Origin of the sequence: Photobacterium sanguinicancri (assembly GCF_024346675.1) — a bacterium.
In the GTDB taxonomy this organism is placed as follows: Bacteria; Pseudomonadota; Gammaproteobacteria; order Enterobacterales; family Vibrionaceae; genus Photobacterium; species Photobacterium sanguinicancri.
In genome coordinates this window covers 1,663,592-1,686,154 of sequence record NZ_AP024851.1, presented here as the reverse complement: position 1 = coordinate 1,686,154, position 22,563 = coordinate 1,663,592, and the positions used below count along the sequence as shown (strand labels likewise).

Annotated in this window: 18 protein-coding genes and 2 pseudogenes; 7 read left to right on the top strand and 13 right to left on the bottom strand. The window is 40.4% G+C overall.

The genetic code is table 11. The features are described from left to right. Positions 1-75: 75 nt before the first annotated feature. Entirely contained in the window at positions 76-2,058 is a 1,983-nt protein-coding gene (locus tag OCU87_RS24325) for an alkaline phosphatase D family protein (protein ID WP_261858802.1), read from the bottom strand. Positions 2,059-2,668: 610 nt separating this feature from the next. On the opposite strand from OCU87_RS24325, the gene OCU87_RS24320 reads away from it, so the two are divergent. The 3 genes from OCU87_RS24320 (at position 2,669) to aroQ (ending at position 4,521) form a co-directional block, all read left to right on the top strand. After that, entirely contained in the window at positions 2,669-3,283 is a 615-nt protein-coding gene (locus tag OCU87_RS24320) for a porin family protein (protein ID WP_261858801.1), read from the top strand. Between the two features lie 186 nt (positions 3,284-3,469). Then, entirely contained in the window at positions 3,470-3,931 is a 462-nt protein-coding gene (locus tag OCU87_RS24315; RefSeq protein ID WP_062692150.1) for a TetR/AcrR family transcriptional regulator, read from the top strand. Positions 3,932-4,029: 98 nt separating this feature from the next. After that, positions 4,030-4,521, top strand: coding sequence for a gamma subclass chorismate mutase AroQ (aroQ, locus tag OCU87_RS24310; protein ID WP_083541023.1), 492 nt, complete (start codon positions 4,030-4,032; stop codon positions 4,519-4,521). Between the two features lie 153 nt (positions 4,522-4,674). Here aroQ and OCU87_RS24305 read toward each other — a convergent pair whose 3' ends face one another. Continuing rightward, complete coding sequence (locus tag OCU87_RS24305) at positions 4,675-5,715, bottom strand: porin (RefSeq protein ID WP_062692154.1); 1,041 nt, start codon at positions 5,713-5,715, stop codon at positions 4,675-4,677. 644 nt (positions 5,716-6,359) lie between these two features. On the opposite strand from OCU87_RS24305, the gene OCU87_RS24300 reads away from it, so the two are divergent. Continuing rightward, on the top strand, positions 6,360-6,719 hold the full coding sequence (locus OCU87_RS24300) for a RidA family protein (protein ID WP_062692155.1): 360 nt from the start codon (positions 6,360-6,362) through the stop codon (positions 6,717-6,719). A 128-nt stretch (positions 6,720-6,847) separates the two neighbouring features. On the opposite strand, the gene OCU87_RS24295 is transcribed toward OCU87_RS24300, so the two are convergent. The 3 genes from OCU87_RS24295 to OCU87_RS24285 form a co-directional block, all read right to left on the bottom strand. Further along, positions 6,848-7,399, bottom strand: a complete 552-nt coding sequence (locus tag OCU87_RS24295; protein WP_062692157.1) for a 3'-5' exonuclease — start codon at positions 7,397-7,399, stop codon at positions 6,848-6,850. 112 nt (positions 7,400-7,511) lie between these two features. After that, positions 7,512-8,054, bottom strand: a complete 543-nt coding sequence (locus tag OCU87_RS24290) for a hypothetical protein (protein ID WP_261858800.1) — start codon at positions 8,052-8,054, stop codon at positions 7,512-7,514. A 458-nt stretch (positions 8,055-8,512) separates the two neighbouring features. After that, positions 8,513-8,866, bottom strand: a complete 354-nt coding sequence (locus OCU87_RS24285) for a hypothetical protein (RefSeq protein WP_062692161.1) — start codon at positions 8,864-8,866, stop codon at positions 8,513-8,515. 302 nt (positions 8,867-9,168) lie between these two features. Between OCU87_RS24285 and OCU87_RS24280 the strand changes: the two genes are divergently transcribed. Next, on the top strand, positions 9,169-9,426 hold the full coding sequence (locus tag OCU87_RS24280; protein ID WP_062692163.1) for a hypothetical protein: 258 nt from the start codon (positions 9,169-9,171) through the stop codon (positions 9,424-9,426). 919 nt (positions 9,427-10,345) lie between these two features. Further along, positions 10,346-10,504 carry a hypothetical protein gene (locus tag OCU87_RS24275; RefSeq protein ID WP_315972503.1) on the top strand — a complete coding sequence of 53 codons (159 nt, stop codon included), beginning with the start codon at positions 10,346-10,348 and terminating at the stop codon, positions 10,502-10,504. Between the two features lie 640 nt (positions 10,505-11,144). Here OCU87_RS24275 and OCU87_RS24270 read toward each other — a convergent pair. The 5 genes and pseudogenes from OCU87_RS24270 to OCU87_RS24250 all read right to left on the bottom strand — a co-directional run bounded on the left by OCU87_RS24270 (position 11,145) and on the right by OCU87_RS24250 (position 16,379). After that, positions 11,145-11,642, bottom strand: a complete 498-nt coding sequence (locus OCU87_RS24270; protein WP_261859361.1) for a cytochrome b — start codon at positions 11,640-11,642, stop codon at positions 11,145-11,147. A 335-nt stretch (positions 11,643-11,977) separates the two neighbouring features. Further along, entirely contained in the window at positions 11,978-13,291 is a 1,314-nt protein-coding gene (locus OCU87_RS24265) for a DUF1501 domain-containing protein (protein WP_261858798.1), read from the bottom strand. A gap of 4 nt (positions 13,292-13,295) precedes the next feature. Then, positions 13,296-14,807 carry a DUF1800 domain-containing protein gene (locus OCU87_RS24260; protein ID WP_261858797.1) on the bottom strand — a complete coding sequence of 504 codons (1,512 nt, stop codon included), beginning with the start codon at positions 14,805-14,807 and terminating at the stop codon, positions 13,296-13,298. Between the two features lie 105 nt (positions 14,808-14,912). Continuing rightward, positions 14,913-15,140, bottom strand: coding sequence for a hypothetical protein (locus OCU87_RS24255; RefSeq protein ID WP_261858796.1), 228 nt, complete (start codon positions 15,138-15,140; stop codon positions 14,913-14,915). Between the two features lie 319 nt (positions 15,141-15,459). Next, positions 15,460-16,379, bottom strand: a pseudogene (locus tag OCU87_RS24250) (IS5 family transposase). Between the two features lie 81 nt (positions 16,380-16,460). Between OCU87_RS24250 and OCU87_RS24245 the strand changes: the two are divergent. After that, positions 16,461-17,156 (top strand): annotated as a pseudogene (locus OCU87_RS24245) (transposase); the annotation flags it as partial. A gap of 47 nt (positions 17,157-17,203) precedes the next feature. Here OCU87_RS24245 and OCU87_RS24240 read toward each other — a convergent pair. The 3 genes from OCU87_RS24240 to OCU87_RS24230 all read right to left on the bottom strand — a co-directional run bounded on the left by OCU87_RS24240 (position 17,204) and on the right by OCU87_RS24230 (position 22,331). Further along, on the bottom strand, positions 17,204-17,755 hold the full coding sequence (locus OCU87_RS24240) for a sugar O-acetyltransferase (protein WP_261858794.1): 552 nt from the start codon (positions 17,753-17,755) through the stop codon (positions 17,204-17,206). A gap of 282 nt (positions 17,756-18,037) precedes the next feature. After that, the gene (locus OCU87_RS24235) at positions 18,038-20,311 is read right to left on the bottom strand and encodes a patatin-like phospholipase family protein (RefSeq protein WP_261858793.1); all 2,274 of its coding nucleotides are present in this window, start codon (positions 20,309-20,311) and stop codon (positions 18,038-18,040) included. A 19-nt stretch (positions 20,312-20,330) separates the two neighbouring features. Further along, positions 20,331-22,331: a replication initiator protein RctB domain-containing protein gene (locus OCU87_RS24230; RefSeq protein WP_261858792.1), complete on the bottom strand. Its 2,001-nt coding sequence runs from the start codon at positions 22,329-22,331 to the stop codon at positions 20,331-20,333. Between the last annotated feature and the right edge of the window lie 232 nt (positions 22,332-22,563).

The window sequence follows — 22,563 nt, the reverse complement described above, 5'->3', positions numbered from 1 at the left end:
TGCTTGATAAAAATCATAATTAATAGCCGAGATATATCGGCTATTAATTTACGCATCCTTTTCGACTGTTTATTGTTAATCGAGTAACACTGTTATATTTTGATCTTTAATTGGCGGAAAAATAATAGCATCACCACCAGCTGTTAATATAGATATTTGGCTCGGACGCCCTTGTTGATCTAGTCGTAGTTCACCTATCGCACTTCGATTAATCAACCTATGGTGACCTTGAATACTAGGGTCTCGCTTATACACTTTTAGTCGCTTTCGCTTTGTTAACCAGTTCAGTGGTGATCTCGGGCTATAGAGCATGCGATCCATGGTATCGCAGACCCGCAATAACCGATTAGGAAACTCATTTTTGATCCCGCTAGAAGTGATCTGAAAAATATTCGGGCTCGAACGACGAAAACGGAGTTTGATGTCATAAGCAAATGAGTAATGCACATCACCTGATAAGATCACAAAATTAGTTGGGGTTTTGGTATGGGTAAAAATACTCAGTAAGGTATTCGCCGCACCGGGGTGCGCCATCCAGTTTTCAGCATCAATAAGCAAAGGTTGACCAAGCCACGTCATACCACGCTGCAGCGTCTCAATAAACTTCACCCCAAACATAGGGGCTGCAGAAACAATGATCACCGCAGGCTCATTCAGCATAGCTTGTTGCATTTCAACCAAGGCTTCCCAATCCATCAAGCCCGAAGGCTTATTCATCCGAGATTCAGAACGCCAACGTCGAGTGCGCGTATCTAACACCAACATTTTCGGCTGTGTTTCTATGGCATAATGCCATTGTTCAAAACGGTATAGATGAGCGATAAATTCATCGTGATGCGCAACGGTTGGTTGAGCAAAATAACGTCGTGCTAAAGACATGAAATTTTCATCAAAATGCTCAGGTGCATTACCCCACCCCTGACATAACCAATAACTCATTAACCCATTACCGATCACTCGACGTGCCAATAAGCTATCAAAAGCGGCTTTTTCCCAGCCGACAGTTAGGTTCCAATCATCGGTAACATCATGATCATCAAAAATCATATAAGTAGGAATATGGGCCATTAAGCGCTGTACTTGCGGTAAACCTGCTACAAACACATCAATATGCTGTTTTTCTTCATGCCAGACTTGCTGCCATTTAGCATTAAGCGTTTGTCCATTAACCTTAAAACCGAGTTCAGCTAAGCGGTTAGTCTTCACCAAACTCCAAAGCTGTGGCGACCATACCAATAAGTACATCGCGAAATACTCAGCAAAGGTGATCAAATGATTTTCACTTTCACGAGAGCTAAATACGGGCAACTTTCGTTTAGGTAGATAGTCTTTCAGCCGTGAAAAACGCGAATCCAAATGATCATGAACATAATGAGGCAGTAATTCATCACGTCCATAAAAATGATGAGGACTATTGAAAATATCTTCAGCCGACACTAATTCGCTTTCGCAGCCATCGGGAAAACCTTCATTCGATAACCCCAATAACTTAATCACTTGCTCTATCGCATCAAGCGTAGGCCCTGCCACATGATCAGCATAAATCTGATCACCACTCATCATCAGTAATGCAGGACGTTCATTAATCGCTTGTGTCGACACTTTATCATCAGCGGCCACTAAACTGTCTTGGCTTGGGTGATGGGGATTACGACAAGAACCGTGCAAGACATAATCGGCCCGCGGTTTAATACTAAATGTCAGCGCTGTTTCATCACGGTACAGTAAATGAGGTAATAGCGTAGTGATTTTGCCTTGCTGAGTATCGAGACAATATTGAAGTGCCGTATCGGTTGGGAAACACCCCGTAAACTGAGCATGCACCACCCACGCATTAACCCCAACTTGGATTTGATGCTCTGCTTGTACCTCTGCTTGGAAAAAAGGGGCCGCTACTTCACTGTTATACAATGAAAATGTTGCTTGAAGTCGTTCTGAACACACAAGCCAAATTGAAATATGTGAGGCGGTTACCTTACGTAAAATAGGCCCTGCCAGTATCAATGGTAATTCATCTCCTTGTTCCTTAGAAAAAAAACCATCTAGATCCAGGCTCATACCTTCACCTTTGTTCACATTTATCATCGTTTATTTCAATACTTATTACACTCAATATGCTGAGTATCATAGCTTTTATTATCGCCAATATCAGTGCCATCCTAGGTATTCATACCGCTAAAATCGCTCACCAATTTTTTATTTTTCTGAAACCACCGAAAATAAGAGATAGTATCTTTTATTTTCGGTGTTGGGTTGATAAAATCCATTCATCATCCAAATATCATATCGACTCTAACAATGCTCACCAAAAGAAAATAGCATCAGATTAGATAAGGTAATCTCCGTATGACGCTGCAGGTAATGATAAAAATTGGTCAGCAACATAACATTAATGCAGATATAACATTCATTTTGGATATGCAATACAGACCTCAACTCTAAAAACCAAACATAATAAAATCATATGGATAGGATCACTCTCAGCATGGTTTAAACAATGCACCATAAAAAGTACTCATCAATGTGACAGTATTCACTAATTTAAAAACGAGTGTTTTTTAATTAGTTCATATTAGTGCTACAACTTACATATTGAAAAATAATAATTATCCGAAAATGGAAGTGTGCATCGCTAGCTCACTGTGTTTTTAAGGAATAAGGTTCATTCATGAAAAAGCAATTTCTGGCAGCAATTTTACCGTTCTTAGTATCCTTCTCCGCAGCAGCAGAAAACACGGCAATCGACAGCGATGCTGCAAACAATGAGAGTCTACATTCAGCATTGGCTAACACTGATGTTTCAGGTTTTCGAGTAGGTGCGGGCGTACTAAACCACGATTCAGATGATCTGCTCGATGACGCGACAGGCTATGTCATTGAGGCGGGTTACGACATTAACAAAATTTTTGGTGTATCAGGTCGTTATTCAAATGCTACCTTCGATAATGATAATACCCAGAATCCATCAAAACTTCCGGGTGATGTTGAAATTTCAACATTTGGACTCTACACCGATATTGGCTATACCCTTATTGGGCGGAATAACTTTACAATAAAACCGTACGGCCTACTGGGTGTTGAACGTATCGGCGTTTCTACCGATTTAGGCAATGAGCGTTTTGATGACAGCGAATATGCCTTTGCAATTGGTACAGGTGTAAGAGCGACATTCAACAAACATTTCGTACTTGCAGCTGAGTACAAATTCTCGTCGGTCGACGTACCTGAATATAACGACCTGGATCTGGATACTTTCTCGTTAATCGTCAATTACAAGTTCTAATCAACACGTAAACTACGTGCCTAATGAGTCTTCGTTGGGCATCTTCTTGTTTCAGTTTGTCACTCTAAACTCAACGTACTCGATACACAGTCATAAAGATAACCACATATAGCCCTATCTTCATTTAGCATCTACTCTATGCTTTCGTGTAGAATTGCACGCTTAACGCTAAAGAGAACGATAAAAATGCCACGAGTTAGTCAGGAAGTTGCGGCGCAGACCCGCCAAAAAATCATTGATGCTTCTTTTTCGTTATTAGTTGAGTACGGTAACGATGCATTAACTTTTACGAAAATAGCCCAAGCGGCAAAAGTCAGTCGTTCTGGTATCAATGCGCACTTTAAAAAGAAGTCTGAACTGTTAGATGCCCTCAAGCCCATGCTAAAAAAAGTGATCACCGACAAGCTTGATTTCACGAGTGGGAAAAAATTCTTTGAAAGCTGGAAGGATGCCATCGATAACGACAGCTATTTTCGTAATGTTATCGCACATGCGAATGCACTGTGTAATGAACAAGAAGGCGTTGCGGGACTGATTGAGCTTATTGGTGGGGATGACGAAAACCCTGAAGATCATATTTTAATGGCTATCGGTTATGCCGTTATTCACTGTGCAAAATCTGGCAATAAATCAACATGCTGTAAATAACACTACCAATGTAACACCGCGCATAGTACACAGGATCCAACTTAAATTGGCGCTACCGTGTGTAAATTAATCACTTTATACCTTTATATTTTTTATCCATGACAACTTATACCTCACCTGCTAGCCAAGACCTCTTTACAGCGATAAATCTACGCTTAAGCTTCATGAAAGCGGTGGCCTTATATAAGGCGACGCATCATCAACCAATTGAAGATCCTTTACGAGAAGAAATCGTATTAAATAAAGCCAAAGCAGAAGCAATAGAGAAAGGATTAAACCCTGAGCAATTGGAATCTTTCTTTAAAGCACAAATTGCGGTTGCAAAGGCAATTCAATACCGACACCGAGCCGATTGGTTATCACTGCCTTCCAGCAGTTTACCACGAGATCTTCAGAACGATATTCACCCAACACTCATTACTTTAGGTTCATCAATAACAGAGCATATTGCTGACTATATAAGAGAGAATAGGGCTCTGACATCGAGCGATTTTGATGCTTTTAATCAAACGATCACCACAAAACATGTGACAGACCGCGACAAACAGCTACTTTTCATGGCACTAGTGGCAATCAAAAATAACGATTAATCACGCGCTCAACTAGGTTCAGGATAAATAATAAATCAGTAACCCAAGCGATTTACAGTGTGAATTTTCGCCACCCCCCTATCCTATAAATGAAAAAACCCAGCCTAAATAAACAGGCTGGGCAAAAAGAAAAGACTCAGTGGTTGCTACGTATTACCAGTAAACACGTGCACCGATTGCGTAGCGACTCTCACCATCTGTTGATGCGATGCCAACGAAAGAATCAGATGCTTTGTTAGTGAAACCTAAAGTATCACCGTCTGCATAGCTGTATTCTGCATATACGCGTGCCCAGCTATTAAAGTGGTAATCAGAACCAAGGTAGAAGTTTTTACCTTTACCGTCAGCTACCGTACTGTCTTCTGCTTCTTGAGTCACATATTCAAAACCAGTGTATGCCGTTGCATTATCAGCCCAACCGTAAGTTGCACCTAAGCTATATGCATTTTCTTTGATTTTGTCTGACGTGTCTTTTTCATCAAGTGTCGCGTTGTAGTAAGTAAAGCCAATCAGCGCAGCACCAAATGTGTATTCAACTGTACCTTCAAAATACGTGTTCTGTAGGTCATGTTTAGTTTTTGATTTATCTGCAAGTGTCACTTCAAACGTTTTATCGCGGTTTTGACCACCACCGACGTGTAAGTTAAAGCCTGCAACACTGGTACCTGCGTATAGTTCAGCTAGCTCTTGATTCGAATCATCTTGAGCAAGACCGTAGTTGGCAGCAACCCAAAAACTTTCGCCTTCGTAGTTATATTTAATTAGCGAGTCGTGACGAGCGCCAGATAACGTTGCGTGACGAAGACCAGTGCCTCCAAAGAAGTAAGAGTAATCAGCACCCCATACATCATCTGATACAACCCATTGGCGACCAAAAGAGAATTTACCAAAATCTGTTGCTACACCAGCAATGTGTAGACGGTTTTTCATTACGTAGTCGCCTTTGCCTTGTAGGCCAAACTCAACCTTACCAAACACATCAACGCCTTCAGCAATTGTGTATTGTGCAGCAACACCTGCACGAGAAGAACCCGCGTTAAGTGTTACGTCTTTATCTTCATTTTTTTTCAGTTCGGTACGTAATTGACCGTAAAAGTCGACGGATCCTTCGTCTGACTTATAAATTTCTGCCGCTGACGCCATGTTAGCCACAAGAAGAGAAGGGATTGCTACTGCTAATAGTGTTTTTTTCATCATACGATCCTGTATTATTATTTTCCTTAATTGCACATTCTTTCCTGAATCTGCTGACAAAAAACTAACAGGAAAAAAATACTGAGACAACAGCCAATCGCACAACAAAATTACAAAACTTTAACAAAACAAGATATAAACTGAATGAAACCACCACGTACATTGAAACTTAACCTTCATGTTTTATTCAACAAAGCAGAGTAATAAACGACCACCATAAACAATATTTATAGCACGAACCCCCACAACACAAGACTTCAACCAAGCACATAAAAAACCAACAACAAGAATAAACAACCAGCAAAACATGTATATTGATGCACTTAACTCCGATTACTTTTTATAAAATAACTCTCACCACTTATGCTTTTTTGTTCTAAATAATTAACAAAGTTTTTGAACTTTTTTGTTTTGGTTAAACTACATGCATAGATACTTATGCAGGCAATATTCCTATTAAGCTTATATTCCCTATGTTCATTGCCATTGCAGCACATGATTAGCCCTAGCGACAATCTCGACAGGGATCACATTTGCATTGCAAGTAGCCACTTTACTGGTATAACATCAAACAAATTTTAATGATGGCGATATGAACTTATATCGTTATTACGACAACATACGAAAACAATAAAGGCTAAATGATGACAACGATTCAACGTGAACAAACTAACCAACGCATGAGCAAAATTGTTAAACATGGCGATACTGTTTATTTATGTGGTCAAGTCGGTATTGCGGGTGAAAGCGTTGCAGACCAAACAAAAGAAGCTCTTCGTCGTGTGGAAGCATTATTAAATGAAGCTGGCAGTGATAAACACCACATGCTGCAAGTTTTAGTTTGGCTTGCGGATATGGCTGATTTCCAAGAAATGAATGAAGTATGGGACAACTGGATGCCAGAAGGCGATGCACCAGCGCGCGCTTGTGGTGAAGCTAAATTAGCTCGTCCTGAGCTAAAAGTTGAATTAATTGTTACTGCGGCGCTAAAAGACACGCAATAAGCAATTTATAGTTACCGAAGAGACATTCGTGGCTTTTTGTCACAACACCTCCTTGATAGCTTCCTACAAAAATGCCGCTGATAAATCAGCGGCATTTTTAGTACTGAATACAATTTAGCAAATGAGAGTTACTCTACCTGTTGTTCTGGCAAAAATAAGGTCTTAGTTAACCTAGCAAGGTTGTAAGCATCAACATAACCAGAATGTTGGCGCCCTTCCCATTCAACGCCCGCCATTTCCATTGCTGCACGCTGACCACAACGTTTTTTCTTTACGTGTCTCTGCATGCGAAACAAGGTTGCAATATTTAAGAATTCTTCGAATGGAACTTTAAGCCCTTTCGCTTCACACTCAGCACGTAAAATACGATCGTCATGGCCCCAAGCAGCATAAATTTTATGACGCCCGCCAAATTTTTGTTCTATCGATTTCAAAATAGAGCCTAACGGCTTACCATTTTTTGCAATAACTTCAGGCTTAATGCCCGTCAGCTCTGTACAAAAATAAGACACTTCATCTTGCTCTGGCAATACATAATGTTGAGCTCGGCGAACAATCTCACCACTCTGGAGATCTAATTCAGCGACACCGATCTCAATGATTTCACCTGTCCGAGCTTTGCGCTCATCATCCCAGCAACACATTTCGAGGTCAAAACAGACGATTCGGGTATAATTCATTATCTTTCCAGCATGGAGCACCTAACAGCCGCCTAGGATACCATTTTCTGGATTTAACATCAGCCTATCGATGCGAATCATGTCTGTGAGAGAGAGCCTCAGGACATGGTGATTATAATCTTTCATCTTTAATACAATGTAACCCATAGACAGCGTTGATCTGGCTTGATGCCCTCGCGACCGCCATGTCATAACATGCGTCTTTTCTTTCAAACTCTATGTACAGCTCCCCACATATCACGCCTATCGTTACGTCATCACAACCATATTCAATTAAGGCTTCAGAAATTCTTATCAACTCCTGATCTGTATTCTCATTACAATTAGCCGCGATGATTTGGAACCTATACGTATCATATTCATCATCATCGACTATCATCGTTTTTCCAGAAACAAGCTCAATCGATCTTATGAACAGACTTGGATCATCATTTAGGAACATTGTGTGGAAGTAGCCATCAATAATCAGTGAGTATTCACAGCGTGAATCATCATATACAAGATTATAATCAGTTAAATCTTCATAGCACCTAATGAGCTTTTGACATTCTGATATTGATATAGAAAAAGTATCTAATATATTGCTACGTTTTACTTTTCCGTACTTTTTAATCATTGATTCAATAAGTTTAAATGCTGATATATTACTTCTCATTGTCACCTCAATATTAATTAAATTCCGGTAGTAAAATTACAGTTTCTCTATGCCTATTATTCAAATAAGTTAGTGTTAACTTATATCTATTTTCTTATCTGAACTTTCACTTACCTTGTAGTTAATTACACAATTTCGCAGCGATTACGATGCCAATACCATTCACATTGAATTCATCTATCCTATTGCAAACTTGATACTCCCATCGTTAGCCAATATAGAAAATGAACATAAAACAGTTATCACAAACATAAAAAGGTATATTGACTTCAATATATAGTCCTTTCTTCTTATTTTAACCCATTAATTCAACTTGTTTAAAACATACTGTAATCACTACTATGAAATTAAGATAATTCGTCACTTCTGAATAAAGGTAATTTATAATACAGCTGTCTATGCCTTATTACTGGAAAGTGATTCTAACTATATAATGATCACCCTATACCCATGATATCTTAGTGAATGATTATCATTGGAATTTTTGCAATCGTATCCTTGATAAAACTATCTCTATCATGCTTTAGATTGAAGTGAACAAAAGTTGTTTCGAACTTATCATCGTAAGTCAGCCTCTTAGCTAAACCTACTGCACCATAGGTGTTAAAGACAACCCAATACTCAAGTCGCCCATCAAGATCGTTATTGAATGCAGTCTTATACTTAATAGTTTTACTTCCAAGCGGCATATTACATTCAACAAAGCCTAAATTTTCATAAATCTCGGGCAAGTCTTGCTCGATGAAGTAAGCGATGAATGCCTTGGCCTCACCTGATAATTCTTTCAAGTCAGATATATGTGTAAATTCCATATTTTTAAACCTTTTAAATATATTGTTATATTAAATAAACTTAACTGGCTAAATCTATAATCCTTTTTACATCAACATAATTCAACTGTTAATTTAAAATAACACCTGATTTCCGTGAAATTTGTGTATTGAATAAAAAATAGAGCAAGATACAATGTGTCTATCTTCTTAACCACGACAAGGGGCATAATTTAAAATGATTAAATTTATTGTTATTTTAATAAAAATGACAATATACATATTCAATTGATAACATTTATTAATCAAAAGTACTAAATTATCGTTTAATACAAGGCGGTTGTATGGCTATTTATCATGATAAATTTATAGAAGCAGTAATAAACAAATCAGGAAAAATTAGCACTTATGATATTATGAGCGTTTTCCCATTAGATGTTAAAAGAGCAAGTGAAATATTAAAATTCTATTCATTAAAAAATAGTGGAAGCATTGAGTATAATGATATTGAACGACTATATAAAAGGTCCGATACATTCAAGCCTTTATATATGAATTGCCAACCCGATGAAGTTATTTATGCTGTTGAGTTATTATTCTAATCAATAACTTCCTCTTCCTTGTCATGCTAAAGCATCGGCAAGGAATGTCAGCGCATTGAGGTACAATGCCTACTTAGCGTTTACAGATTAACACGTTATCGTTTCTGTAAATGGATGTAGAAGTGGCTTCTGGATCTAGCAGGCAAAGGAGAAGCAAGGGCCACCAGAAACGGAAAGATGATCAAGGTGGTGATCTTCCCCTCAGTAACTGCACTCAGTGCCAATGGAATGATTGAGTGTTATATGAGCGATTCAACAAAGCCTATTTAGTGAGGTAAATAAGATTTCACTTATGACAATCAAGCTTGATTTATTTCAAATGAAGGAGAAAGTAATGGCTAGTCGATGGGCTTTTTTTGATAAGAGAGTCTACCTAACCTTTCAGCGTACAATTGAAAAGAAGGGTTATCTTTCATTAGACTCTATTGTTATTAGCCAAAAGGGTAAATGTTCTCTCCCTTTAATTTTATTAAAAAGGGTTAATGAAATTAAGAAAATACACGAGCCTCAGAACCGCCCAGTACCTATATCATTTCGAAAGGGCTTTGTTGAATTGCTCATATAACACTCAATAATTCCATTAGCACTGAGTTCAGTTATCATAGCCAGCCCTTCATTCCGGTTAGCTGTTTAACACATGCCCTACAAACACAATGAAAAAAAACGCCATCATTTTAAGAAGCATACCTACGCCTTAAATAACTATCGGGAGTATAACCAGGCTCTCAGGCAACGTGGGCGGTTCGATATTTGGATATCTGACGATATCATCAAACATTGGCAGCATGACATTCGTATTTATGATGGTACTGGTTCTTCTGTAAAGTATCCTGACAGCACCATTGAAGCCTGCCATTAGATCCGACTGGGGTACAAACTTCCTCTACGTCAAGCTCAAGGGTTGATTGATAGTTTACTGATGAAGTTTGGCATGACCAACCTTCAATGCCCTAATTATACGCTGCTGTCAAAGCGGCTAAAGCAACTTAATCTTACGGTGCCTCGATTTAGAAAGCATGAAAGACCAGATGACAAAATTGCAGCAATAGCCATTGATTCAACGGGTTCAAGCGGTTAGGGAAGGATGAATGGCATCAAGAAAAACATAAGGTTAATGCAAAATGCTGCTGGCGAAAGGCGCATTTCGCTGTTGATGAGGCTCACTTCATTCAAAGTGCAGTCCTCACCGATAAAATGTATGATACCAATGCGGTGTACCAGACATTAGAGGAGCATTTCCCGGAGGCTGAGGTTGTTATTCCGCCGAAAGAAAATACGTTTGCAGATAAAGCTCACCTTCCAAAGAGAATGAGCGCCTGATAGGTTGCTTCGCCCTTGGCATTATCGGTCGGCAGAGCGTGCGGCAATACATTACACAGCAGAGAGTTTGAAAATCAGTCAAAGGAAATGTTACTCGATTGTTCTATTTTAAATCGCTTCACTCACCTCGGTATACCTAATAGCTACCGGGTCGCCTAACCGTATCAAAAGACCACAAAGCTTTAGTGTTGCAACAATGCCATTTATTATAAGAGAGATAGTACCGAACCAATTGAAGGATGATGTCTGACGGAAAGTGGCGGCCTGAAAAATTGATAGTCATAATGATAAAAGTAACGAGTGCTGGTGGAAATCATAACTCAGCACTCCAGTTTGCGACACAACCCAAAGTTTTAGTGTTGCAACAATGCCCACCAAAAGCGACAGACCCCAAATAGTTACTGCTTGGAGTATGTCGTTAGGCCAGTCATACGATGTAATACATCATTATTTCTAATAACATGATGAAAAATAACTGCGGAGACATGTAGAATAACAATTATCGATAGCAAAGCGCATCCAAATCTATGCACCAAAAGAAAAAAATCGTTAACGGGTGGATTACTTAACGGTGCAGGTATTTCAGCAAACCAAAAAAATGTATACCCTTCTTTAAGCATCATGAAACCACTAACAAACACACAGAACATAAGGAAGTATATAAAGCTGTGAATCATACGTGCAACGTTAATCTCAATCTTGTTCGTTCTTGTATTTGCATATGAAATATTGGGTCTGAAAAATTTCCATACCCATCGTATAATAAATAAAGCTGCACCTATCGTTGCAAGAGACATATTCAAAGTTGACAAAAATTTAAAAATTATCGGATGTGAATTAACAACTAAATGCATGGTATACCCAGCAATTGAAGCATAAATTATTACAACAGCCATAACCCAGTGGATTATTCGTGTTATTATATCATAATACGATTTCATACATATCACTTAACTTGTAATTTTAAATAGAATGAAGTGTACACTTCATTAAATTAGTAACATAATTAATGAAGTGCACTTAAATATATAACCTTTTTATAAGGGTTTATTATTAAGCCTCATAATTCTTTATTGCACTGTAAAGGTTGCGCAGATGTTTATAATAACGTTAAAAAACACATTCAAACCTCAAAGAGATTAAAATAAATAGTCATTTTTCATGTTTATTTAAATAATAGTACACTACTTGTTTAATAGTAAGAAACGTTAAATATTCCTTGCCGTCAAATTCAGCTTAGTAGTCCTGATATTACTTTGTCTTCAAAATTGTCAAGGCTAGGAAAAAGCTTCACTAGGTAATCATCATCACTGGGGTAGCCAAACCAACTAGCGAGCGTAGCATGAACCTGATCAGCCGCAATCCCTGGAATAATATCTCCATTATGATATTCACGATCTGAACTGAAATCAGGCCATTTCCCATAAGCCTTGCCACCATTAACGGCACCACCCATAACTATTTGGTGACCTGCCCAACCATGGTCAGTACCATCACCGTTTGATTGTAGTCGACGTCCAAAGTCAGACATAGTAAAAACAGTAACGTTATCACTGTTATTTGTCAGCTCCATCTCCTTTTGGAAAGCAGCCATTGCTTTTGCAACTTGCTCAAGAAGTTTTGAGTGTTGCTTTAACTGTTTTTGATGTGTGTCAAAACCACCTAGGCTAACAAAAAACACTTGCCGACTATGACTAAATGCAGATTTAGCCCGAATCATTCGACCAACCATAGAAAGCTGACTGCCAAGGCTTCCAGAATATCCTTCCCCTGATGGGAAATTGTTTAATTCTTCCTTGAGCAGTTCACTCTGTACGAAGCGTTGCTTCATCATGAGTGCATAATTTCTTTCATATAAGTTACTATATTCTCGCTCCCAATTCCAAATTAGTCCATTGTATCGCTGCAGTTCATCAATTCCCTTATAATTACCAGGTTCAGAAGTGCTAAGCGCAAGTGGTTGCAGACTTTTACTTCGCAAAAAATTGCAATTACCAGATATTGATATTGCCGGGGACACTTTACCTCTAAGAGACATATAGTCCATCATTCGACCAGCCCAACCCAAAGAAGTACCTTGATTTAGGGTCCCTATTTGCCACATTGACTGCTGCTTATTGTGCGCTCTCAAGAATTCTGGGAATATCGCGTCTTCCCATCCATTTTCCCTATCAATTAATGATTCAACAAGTGTACCGGAATTAACAATGATGGTTGCATTATTCTTTTCAAAAATAGGCTTCATCGCACTCATAGAAGGATGTAAACCTAGTTTTATACCATTGGATGTGGTTATATCTATATCTATTAGCGAATCTTTATTTATAGCTATATTGTGGCGAAAAGATTCATATTGATGATAGGCTGATGGGCTTCTAGGGACCACCATATTATAAGCATCATTACCACCTTTCAAAAAAATACACACGAGTGCTTTATAGTCCGTTGATCCCGCCGTTGCAGCTTTAACTGCAGTTGACGTAACAAGTGAAGATGCACCTACGGCTAAACTGCTTTTAAGAAAATTACGTCGGTTAAGCTTCATTCTTTTACTCCTGGCAGCGGAATTGAGGGGAACTAACAGCGATATAGAGTGCATTACAAATACGGCGGTCAATATCATAAATATCTAATTCATTAATATTTTCTTTAAGAAAAGAAATCAGTTCTCTAGACATATTTCCGCCAAACAAGCGTTCATTAATGAGTTCAACAAGTGCCTTCGGATCCTCATGTACTTTTTCAAAATCCCCCCTATCCCAACTCCAATGTTTATTATTATGAGTAGAATTATATGCCAAGATAGCATCCCAAAATGTATTATTGATCCCCATGACACAGTCCTGGTTATGAATAAAGAATTCTGGCGCGGTCAGCTCAATGTCTTCTATTTCTCCGCTTGGAGCATAATCAGGAGCATAGAAACCAAATACCGAGTCAGCTCTTAGTGGAGACATTCCTAAATTAGCTTCTGTTCTAATAGAGTCCCACCAACGTTCAGGATCGTTGGAATTCATATCTAAAGCTCTTGCAAGGTTTGCCATAGTAATCAATGGTTCTTTAACTCGTCCATAGTTACTCTCAGACCTACCTGTATCAAGATGATCACTTATCGCATAGCTTTTGATAACATCAGGGTCGGTCAAAATTGCGATGAGAACGGCTTTAAGATCTCCCCTCTCTCCGTATCCATTGTCTCTAAATGCTTTCGCAACTCGATCAATATATTGTCGCCGAGGGTTACTAATTGTAAAACGTTTTATAAGTAACATTGATATATAAAATGGCGTATTAGCGTGATTAAACAGTAAATCAAGAGCCTGTTCCATATCTTGCTCTGCTGTTTGTTTTTCAGGAAAATACTCACCTAAAACAATCTTTGAATCATGATCGTGCGAACGACTATATTCAGACATGGGTTCGAACCAAGATTCAATACGCCAACCTGTAAATACTCGCGCGAGCTCTTCAACATCATTTTGACTATAAGTTGGAATAGGGAGTCCATCCTTGTCTACTGCTGGTAAGCCGTTAGATGCTATTTTCCAAAGACCGATGGTAAAAAGCTGCATGAGCTCGCGAGCATAATTTTCATCATAACGACGAGGGATAGACAGGCTTCCATAGGTTAAAAACCACCCCATTTCAGGACTCAAGGTTACAGCTGTAAGAAGGTCTCGAAAATTACCAAACGCATGTTCTGTAAGCATGTCATAGTAATAAGCTTGCTTCTCAGATGAGATTTGTGGTGAGACCCCAACAACAAAAACTTGGCTGAGAGCAAAGACCATTCGTTGGCGTAATTGATCTTTTCCATGAATGGTATGTTTCCACCAAACGCCCAATCTTTCTTCCTCTCCAATACTTTTGTTAGATCGCTTATATTGGCGAGTCAGTGGAAGGTGATAATTCGGTGGTGTATTAAATTGCTCATCAAACCAATCGTCATAACCTTTATTAACTAGATTATCGATATCACCTTTTTTGGGTCCAAATGTTGAGGCATATAGAAAACGAGCAGCTTGTTTTCTGTCTATTGATGAATCACTAGATAAATCCATATCTAAAACATCCCTTTCAAACAAAACTTACATTTAAAGTATATTTTCAAGATTGCACGGTGTAACTTTGAGATATATAATTAGGAAATTAAATTGTACCATCAATTAAAAACCAATCAAAGACTCACCCTTAACTTTAATATACACCAAGGCAGATTGACCCTTAATTCTTTTAATTCTTTTAATTCTTTTAATTCTTTTAATTCTTTTAATTCTTTTAATTCTTTTAATTCTTTTAAAATAAAACAATATAGCATTAATATTGAATAAAGGCTTTGTTGAATTGCTCATATAACGCTCAATCATTCCATTAGCACTGAGTTCAGTTATCATAGCCAGCCCTTCATTCCGGTTAGCTATTTAACACATGCCCTACAAACACAATGAAAAAAAACGCCATCATTTTAAGAAGCATACCTACGCCTTAAATAACTATCGGGAGTATAACCAGGCTCTCAGGCAACGTGGGCGGTTCGATATTTGGATATCTGACGATATCATCAAACATTGGCAGCATGACATTCGTATTTATGATGGTACTGGTTCTTCTGTAAAGTATCCTGGCAGCACCATTGAAGCCTGCCATTACATCCGACTGGTGGCTTTGTTGCCTAAATCGAACATCTGATAGAACTACCCTTTAATTTAAATGCTAGCGGACAGCTTGTGTAACCGGCATTCCCAGTCTTGTTAACTTATTCATAGTTCGGATTGAGGCATATACTTTGCCTACTTGTGCATTGTAATCTCTTAATGTCAGTGATGGGTTAATCAACGTTTTGTAGCGGAACATTGCTGTTTCTGACAATGACCGTTTATGATATCCAATCACTTTTTCCAATGCTCGTTACTACCGTGAATACGCTGATTGGCGACACCTCGATTACGAGCATGTCCATGCTCCCAGTAAGCAGCCCCAGTACGAGGGGAAATTAAAGGTTATGCTTTTTTCTTTGCTATCGCCTCATAACACCGACGAGTATCGTAAGCACCATCCCCTGATATTGCTCTGATTTTTCGTTGGGTCTGTTGTAGTAGTTGAGGAAGTACTTCTCCATCCGTGACATTTGACAGGGACATTTCAGCAGCAACAATCTGCTGTGAGTCAGCATCAACGGCAAGGTGCAGCTTACGCCAAACTCGGCGTTTTTCCTTTCCATGCTTTTTCATTTTCCACTCACCGTCACCAAAGACTTTCAAGCCAGTGGAATCAACGGCAAGGTGACGAATTTCACCACGAACAGGCATTTTGATACTAATGTTAACTGTCTTCGCTCGTTTGCTAATACATGTATAGCCAGGAGAGCGAAGGGGTAATTTCATCCGTGAAAATATAGAGTTAAGGAAGCCTTCAGATGACCGTAGTGTCAGCTTAAAGATACTTTTGAGCATCAGTGCAGCAGTAATCGCAGTATCTGAGTACTGAAATCTTCGTCCACGCCGCTCGCTATGTTGAGTACAAAGCCAAGAAGCTATTGCCTCTTCATCAATCCAGAAAGTAATTGAACCACGGTTAACAAGAGCTTGATTGTACTGCTTCCAATTAGAGGTTTTGTACTTCACTTTGGCCATTAAACTTACTCATTCTGGTTATGAGTAAGATCTGAACCGTGAATACGGAAATAGTTCAAGCTGATTTAGGCAACAAAGCCCCGACTGGGGTATAAACTTCCTCTACATCAAGCTCAAGGGTTGATTGATAGTTTACTGATGAAGTTTGGCATGACCAACCTTCAATGCCCTGATAATACGCTGCTGTCAAAGCGGCTAAAGCAACTTAATCTTACGGTGCCACGATTTAGAAAGCATGAAAGACCAGATGACAAAATTGCAGCAATAGCCATTGATTCAACGGGGCTCAAACGGTTTGGGAAGGATGAATGGCATCAAGAAAAACATAAGGTTAATGCAAAATGCAGCTGGCGAAAGGCGCATTTCGCTGTTGATGAGGCTCACTTCATTCAAAGTGCAGTCCTCACCGATAAAAACACCATGGATGATCAGGTTGTCGGGACGTTATGTCAGTCCATCACTACGGATGTCGAGCACATCAGTGCCGATAAAATGTATGATACCAATGCGGTGTACCAGACATTAGAGGAGCATTTCCCGGAGGCTGAGATTGTTATTCCGCCGAAAGACAATACGTTTGCTGATGAAGTTCACCTTCCAAAGAGGATGAGCGCCTGATAGGTTGCTTCGCCCTTGGCATTATCGGTTGGCAGAGCGTGCGGCAATACATTACACAGCAGAGAGTTTGAAAATCAGTCAAAGGAAATGTTACTCGATTGTTCTATTTTAAATCGCTTCACTCACCTCGGTATGCCCAATAGCTACCGGGTCGCCTAACCGTATCAAAAGACCACAAAGCTTTAGTGTTGCAACACGTGACTTCATCAATCAATAACACGTACAGGCTTGGCTGGCGCGCCGACACACACAGTATTGGCTGGTAAATCTTTGGTAACCACACTTCCCGCTCCAACCACGACATTATCTCCAATAGTGACACCAGGGCACACTGTCACATTCGCTCCGAGCCACACATCGTTACCCACTGTAATTGCTTTGGCATACTCGTCACCTTTCGCACGCTCAACCGAATCCAATGGATGCCCAGCCGTCGCAATCACCACGCTAGGCGCTAACAAACAATTATCACCAAACGTCACTGGCGCTCCGTCTAAAATAGTACAACCATGATTGGCGTAAAAACCTTTCCCCACTGTGATGTTATAGCCGTAATCACAATTAAACGGTGATTCAATCCATGCATCACTTTCCTGATCAAGTAAGGTATTAATCAGCAACTGTCGATTCTCACGCTGAGTCGGGCACGTTTGATTTAATTGAAAACATATCGCTTTAGCACGATCACGCTCCGCCACCAGCTGCTTATCAAATGCTTGATAAATTTCGCCAGTCAGCATCTTCTCTTTTTCTGTCATTTGCTTGTAAACCTTTTCTTACTCATCACCCTTAAAGCCCTGAGGCGATAGTCCACTGCTATTATCAATAATCACAAGCAAAACGGTAGCAAGGCTTGATGGCAAAATAAAAAAAGCGCGTAAAAATCACATTCGGTAAGCAAACTATCCATACCATGAGCAACACTTTACTCCACCACTGGCTAGGTTTTAGCCTTAAAATTAGCAAATAAAAAGGCAATACCTCAATATTGCCTTAATAAAAACAGATGGAAAGACTCGGGAGTCATCAAGTATTAACACTTAATTCTTGATGGTATTCCCAAGCGTCAGGTAGAAAGAGCGCTCGCCCCCTTCCGCCATACCATAAGCAAAGTAGATCGGCCCTAATACCGAGTCAACGCCGACAAAAACACTACCAGCGGTGATCAAACTGTTCGCATCGATCTGGCTGTATGCATTCCACACTCCACCTTGCTCAAATGAGCCTCCAACAAAAACAGGGGTGGAGAAGGCACCAAAGTCGTTATCGGCTAATTGATAGCGATAGATCAGCGCACCTAAGCCGCTGTAGCGTCCATTTAGCTCATATTTATGATAACCAGAAAGATTAAACAAGCCCCCTAAATCTTGCGCAAAGATAGGCAGTAGCTCATTAGAATCAGAGCCCGCAAAGTCAAGCAATGCCACCACATTGTGACGGTTGTAATCAAATGGCTTAAGAAAGTGCACCCGATATACCAATGCGTCATCGTCGGTGCGACGCTGATCAATCTCACTTTGGGTGTGCAATAACCCCAAATCGATCGAGCCTTGCCAGCCTGTTTTAGGAAAGAACTGATTATCTAAATTATCGTATTCAAAACGAGTATACCCACCAAAGGCTTTAAAGCTTTCAGTTAAATCGACCGACGATAACGAAACACTCCCATCAAGCCCAATAAAACCCGCTCTAAATGCACTCCAGCGAGCTAAATTCACGCCAAGATCAGCGGTGTAAGTGGTTCGTTCGTATAGGCCATCTATGGTACTGAGCCCTGTAGCTTGACCAAACTCAGGGTCTAATTGGGCACTCTTGAAGCCACGTAGCTGACTATTGTACTCAACTGAAAAGGATGAAAAGAAGCGCTGTGAGTAATCAAGCGGCAAGTAAAGCTCTGTTTTGAAGGCCTTCCAACTACCAAGTTCAGCTTCAAACAACCATTCACCACCTTTATCGGTGAGGTTGGTATAGAGATACTGAGCACCAAAAGTAAAATCAGAACGCTGTGAAAAGTCGTCTTCAAAGGCAAATTTGAAATTAAGGTAACCAGGCCCCCACGTTTTTTCAATCACATCTAAGAGCAAGACAGTTTCTTGATCTTGTTGCTCGATCTGATAGGTAATCCGCGAAAAAAGATCTTCTGAATTGAGCCGTGTAACCGCATCTTCAAGCGCATTATTGGTGAGAACTCGACCCGTTTGAAGATCAAGTAACGCTAATAAGGCTTCATCACTGCGCATGGTCTGGTTATTAATGACGATACGATCAATATAATATGCTGAGTTTGCTATCAATTGACTACGGCGATCTTGCTTATAACGCACATATTGACGGTAATCTGCTTCAGATAGCTGATGCGCCAATAGTTGAGGTAGTGCTTGAGTCGCAGCATTACGTCCAGCTTGATAGGCCCGTTCCATTTGATCAAAATCGGGGGCTGTCATGAAGGCCAGTTTAGGTTTGAGGTAGATATCCTGTTCGGTCATGAGTGCTTTTTGTCGATCTGCACTACTGTTGGTCATGAAAGTCGTTAACTGCGAAATAATCGTCAACGCACTGCTCAGTTCTTCATCTTCCAGCAATGGGTCACGTAAATCGACAGCGATAATGACATCAGCCCCCATCTGTTGCGCCACATCAACTGGCATATTATTGACCACGCCGCCATCCACTAAACGATGACCTTGCCACTCAATTGGGGTTAACGCACCCGGTACTGCCATTGATGCCTGCATCGCAGTCGCAAGATGACCCGAATCAATCACTACGGGCTGAACCTTGGCAATATCAGTAGCAATGCTACGATAAGGGATCACCAAATCATCAAACGAGTTTAAAACGGGGAGGTTATCGGTAAGATCGCGTAAAAGGATCGCCATCCCCTGCCCTTGAAAGGCGCCAGGCTTAGCCCTAAATTCACCTTGCGGCGTGACACCTAAATCGGTGTGTAATTGAAAGTTATCATTTTGCTGTTTACGACGCAGCACCATATCATTACGGCTGACGCGATCGAGGTAACCGCTTTGCCAGTTCGCTGACATGGTTTTTTGCTTTAGTTCTTGCGCTGTCAGCCCCATCGCATACATGCCCGCGACGTAGGCACCGATGCTCGTTCCCGTTACGAGATCAACAGGAATACGGTTCTCTTCTAATACCTCAAGTACCCCAATGTGAGCGGCACCTTTAGCACCGCCCCCACTGAGCACGACACCGATTTTCTCACGCTCAGCAGCCCAACCAGATTGACTACTCAGAGTGAGTAAGACAGCACACGTCGCAACGCGAATCCTTCGGCGTAATAATATTTCCTTCACGGTATCCCTTTAAATGCGGCTACACGCCTCGAGCAACATCGTCGAGGGCAGTAAGTACTTGTTCGTTAATGTGCCCTTCATGGACTAATTTACAGACTTTTCGGCGTACAGCCAGCCCAGAAATTAAACGTTCTATCGATAAGTGACGATCTTCTTGTTGGCTGTTGTAAAGCTCAACCGTCTTACTTAATGTTTCGTAGCTCACCACTTGATCAGAGACACGCAGCCAATCAAGCTTCTCTAGTAGCTCATGGCACTCATCAGAAACACTAGAAGATGAGTGTCCAGTCATTGCCGATAACGCCGTTATACTGCGCTGAAGGGCTTCTGGTGAGGTATATTTGGATAAGATGATCGTTAATTCGTCGGCATTGATCTCTACCAAGTGCTTACGCAGCTTCACGCGACGGCCTAAACGCCCTTTTGTCCGCCCCTCTTTGCGTTGGATCGGTTCAAATTCACCATCAATGATCTGAGATAACTGATCAAGTTCACGCTTCGGCAAAATTTCATTACGCAGCGGGTTAGGCATAGTCGGCGCCATATTGCGCTTGCCTTCGTTGGTCGTTTTGGCGCGTGAATAACGGATCACTTCGGCGGCATCACAACGAATATCAATTTGGTAATCGGCATAACGTTGGTTGGCATCTTCAGGGATGATGGTTAAATGATAGCCCCACAAATTGACCGCAAACACATCATCCGTGACTTTATCGTCGGCCAATTTACGCAACTCACGGATCAAATCAGAAGAAAAACGGCGCCACTCAATATTACGCGCCAATTTCTGATTTAACTCACTCAGCAGCATCGAGTCATTGACTCGACGCGACATTCGACTCCGGAAAAAAGTGTACAACTGGAATACCAAGGTATGCTGACGCAAGATCTCTGGCGGGAACAAAAAGAAGTAGTCACGGGTTAGAAGCTCATCAAAAAAAGACGGCTCCCAAACTAAAATATAAAGATTGGGTTTGATCTTGATCTCACCGTTTTCACCTTCTTGAGGCGCTTCTTCAGAAGCGGTGATCGTCCGCGCAATAAAGCGAAAGCGATCACTTTTGAAGCCTTCTGGCATATTTTCACTAAGCCAACGGCCTGTGAGTTCATGCAATTGAAAATCGGTAAATTCAATACGATCAATACTTTCACGAATAGAGTCACGTGCAGGGCCGCTGTCTTTCTTACCCCGTAACGCCAAAATATCAGTGATGTAAACTGGGGTCTTGTTACCAAGCGTACGTGATTGGATCTCATAATCATCGATATGATGATCATGGTACTGCACGGTTAATGTAAACAACGCAAACAAGGTCATAAGATCATCAACAGTCATGATCGACTTTGACGAGCGTGTTTCTATGATCGCTTTAGTGCCACTGATCGCAACCATGGCTTTCTGGTAACTTTTCTTTGTGCGTGGTGGCGCTAATGCCTGATCAATGATCCCAGCCCAGCTGGTGGGAGAAACCACAATCTGATCCGCTTCATCTGGCATACTTGGTGGTGTACCTAAACCATGTTCAGTTAGCAAACGACGGTTAACATGATTTTGCGCTAACGCCTTCGAGCGTTTTTGCTTTTCTTGCTCTTTGCTTTGTAAAGAATGCAGGCTACCTGTGCCCAGTTGCGAAATTAACAAAGCTGGGTTTACAAAATGATGAAGCATGGTTTTTCCTGCAAGCCCTTCTTCAAAGCGCACAGGTTGTTGTTTAAAAAGACCAATACCAACTGCCGCTCGTAAACGTTGCTGAATTGCCGCTCGAGTTAATTGCCCTTCTGTCGCTTCAACTAACTCAGTCGTTGATACCATGCCATCTTGGCAAGATAGGCCTCGTAGTGAAATGAGATTGAGTAGTTCAACAATACTTTTTGTGACCCCTTTAAAATGTTGATATTGCGGTAACCAATCAACTAAGCCAGCTGGGATCGCGAAAAGATGTCCATCTTTGTGCGATCGTGGCAAAGAGATCAATATTTTCTCAACGGGATCGTTATTGTTACCTGTTCCAATTTTCATTTATCACTAGCCGTACATTCATCATTTTTCCGAAAGATTAATAGAAAAAGATTAAGAAAGAAAGTTCTTTTTATTGAAGCTCTTAAAATATGATCTTTATGATTAAAACTGATCTTTATGATTAAGTGATTATATGATCAGGGCAATCATTTAACGCTAACATATTGAAAGATAGATATAAAAAAAGCAGCCCTTATGGAACGATGATCAAGTTTTTGTTGGAAGTATGATC

Excerpts from the sequence above, each read along its gene's own strand:
- OCU87_RS24325 (WP_261858802.1), bottom strand. The coding sequence starts at position 2,058 with ATGAGCCTGGATCTAGATGGTTTTTTTTCTAAGGAACAAGGAGATGAA.
- OCU87_RS24320 (WP_261858801.1), top strand. The coding sequence starts at position 2,669 with ATGAAAAAGCAATTTCTGGCAGCAATTTTACCGTTCTTAGTATCCTTC.
- OCU87_RS24315 (WP_062692150.1), top strand. The coding sequence starts at position 3,470 with ATGCCACGAGTTAGTCAGGAAGTTGCGGCGCAGACCCGCCAAAAAATC.
- aroQ (WP_083541023.1), top strand. The coding sequence starts at position 4,030 with ATGACAACTTATACCTCACCTGCTAGCCAAGACCTCTTTACAGCGATA.
- OCU87_RS24305 (WP_062692154.1), bottom strand. The coding sequence starts at position 5,715 with ATGAAAAAAACACTATTAGCAGTAGCAATCCCTTCTCTTCTTGTGGCT.
- OCU87_RS24300 (WP_062692155.1), top strand. The coding sequence starts at position 6,360 with ATGACAACGATTCAACGTGAACAAACTAACCAACGCATGAGCAAAATT.
- OCU87_RS24295 (WP_062692157.1), bottom strand. The coding sequence starts at position 7,399 with ATGAATTATACCCGAATCGTCTGTTTTGACCTCGAAATGTGTTGCTGG.
- OCU87_RS24290 (WP_261858800.1), bottom strand. The coding sequence starts at position 8,054 with ATGAGAAGTAATATATCAGCATTTAAACTTATTGAATCAATGATTAAA.
- OCU87_RS24285 (WP_062692161.1), bottom strand. The coding sequence starts at position 8,866 with ATGGAATTTACACATATATCTGACTTGAAAGAATTATCAGGTGAGGCC.
- OCU87_RS24280 (WP_062692163.1), top strand. The coding sequence starts at position 9,169 with ATGGCTATTTATCATGATAAATTTATAGAAGCAGTAATAAACAAATCA.
- OCU87_RS24275 (WP_315972503.1), top strand. The coding sequence starts at position 10,346 with ATGAAGTTTGGCATGACCAACCTTCAATGCCCTAATTATACGCTGCTG.
- OCU87_RS24270 (WP_261859361.1), bottom strand. The coding sequence starts at position 11,642 with ATGGCTGTTGTAATAATTTATGCTTCAATTGCTGGGTATACCATGCAT.
- OCU87_RS24265 (WP_261858798.1), bottom strand. The coding sequence starts at position 13,291 with ATGAAGCTTAACCGACGTAATTTTCTTAAAAGCAGTTTAGCCGTAGGT.
- OCU87_RS24260 (WP_261858797.1), bottom strand. The coding sequence starts at position 14,807 with ATGGATTTATCTAGTGATTCATCAATAGACAGAAAACAAGCTGCTCGT.
- OCU87_RS24255 (WP_261858796.1), bottom strand. The coding sequence starts at position 15,140 with ATGATAACTGAACTCAGTGCTAATGGAATGATTGAGCGTTATATGAGC.
- OCU87_RS24240 (WP_261858794.1), bottom strand. The coding sequence starts at position 17,755 with ATGACAGAAAAAGAGAAGATGCTGACTGGCGAAATTTATCAAGCATTT.
- OCU87_RS24230 (WP_261858792.1), bottom strand. The coding sequence starts at position 22,331 with ATGAAAATTGGAACAGGTAACAATAACGATCCCGTTGAGAAAATATTG.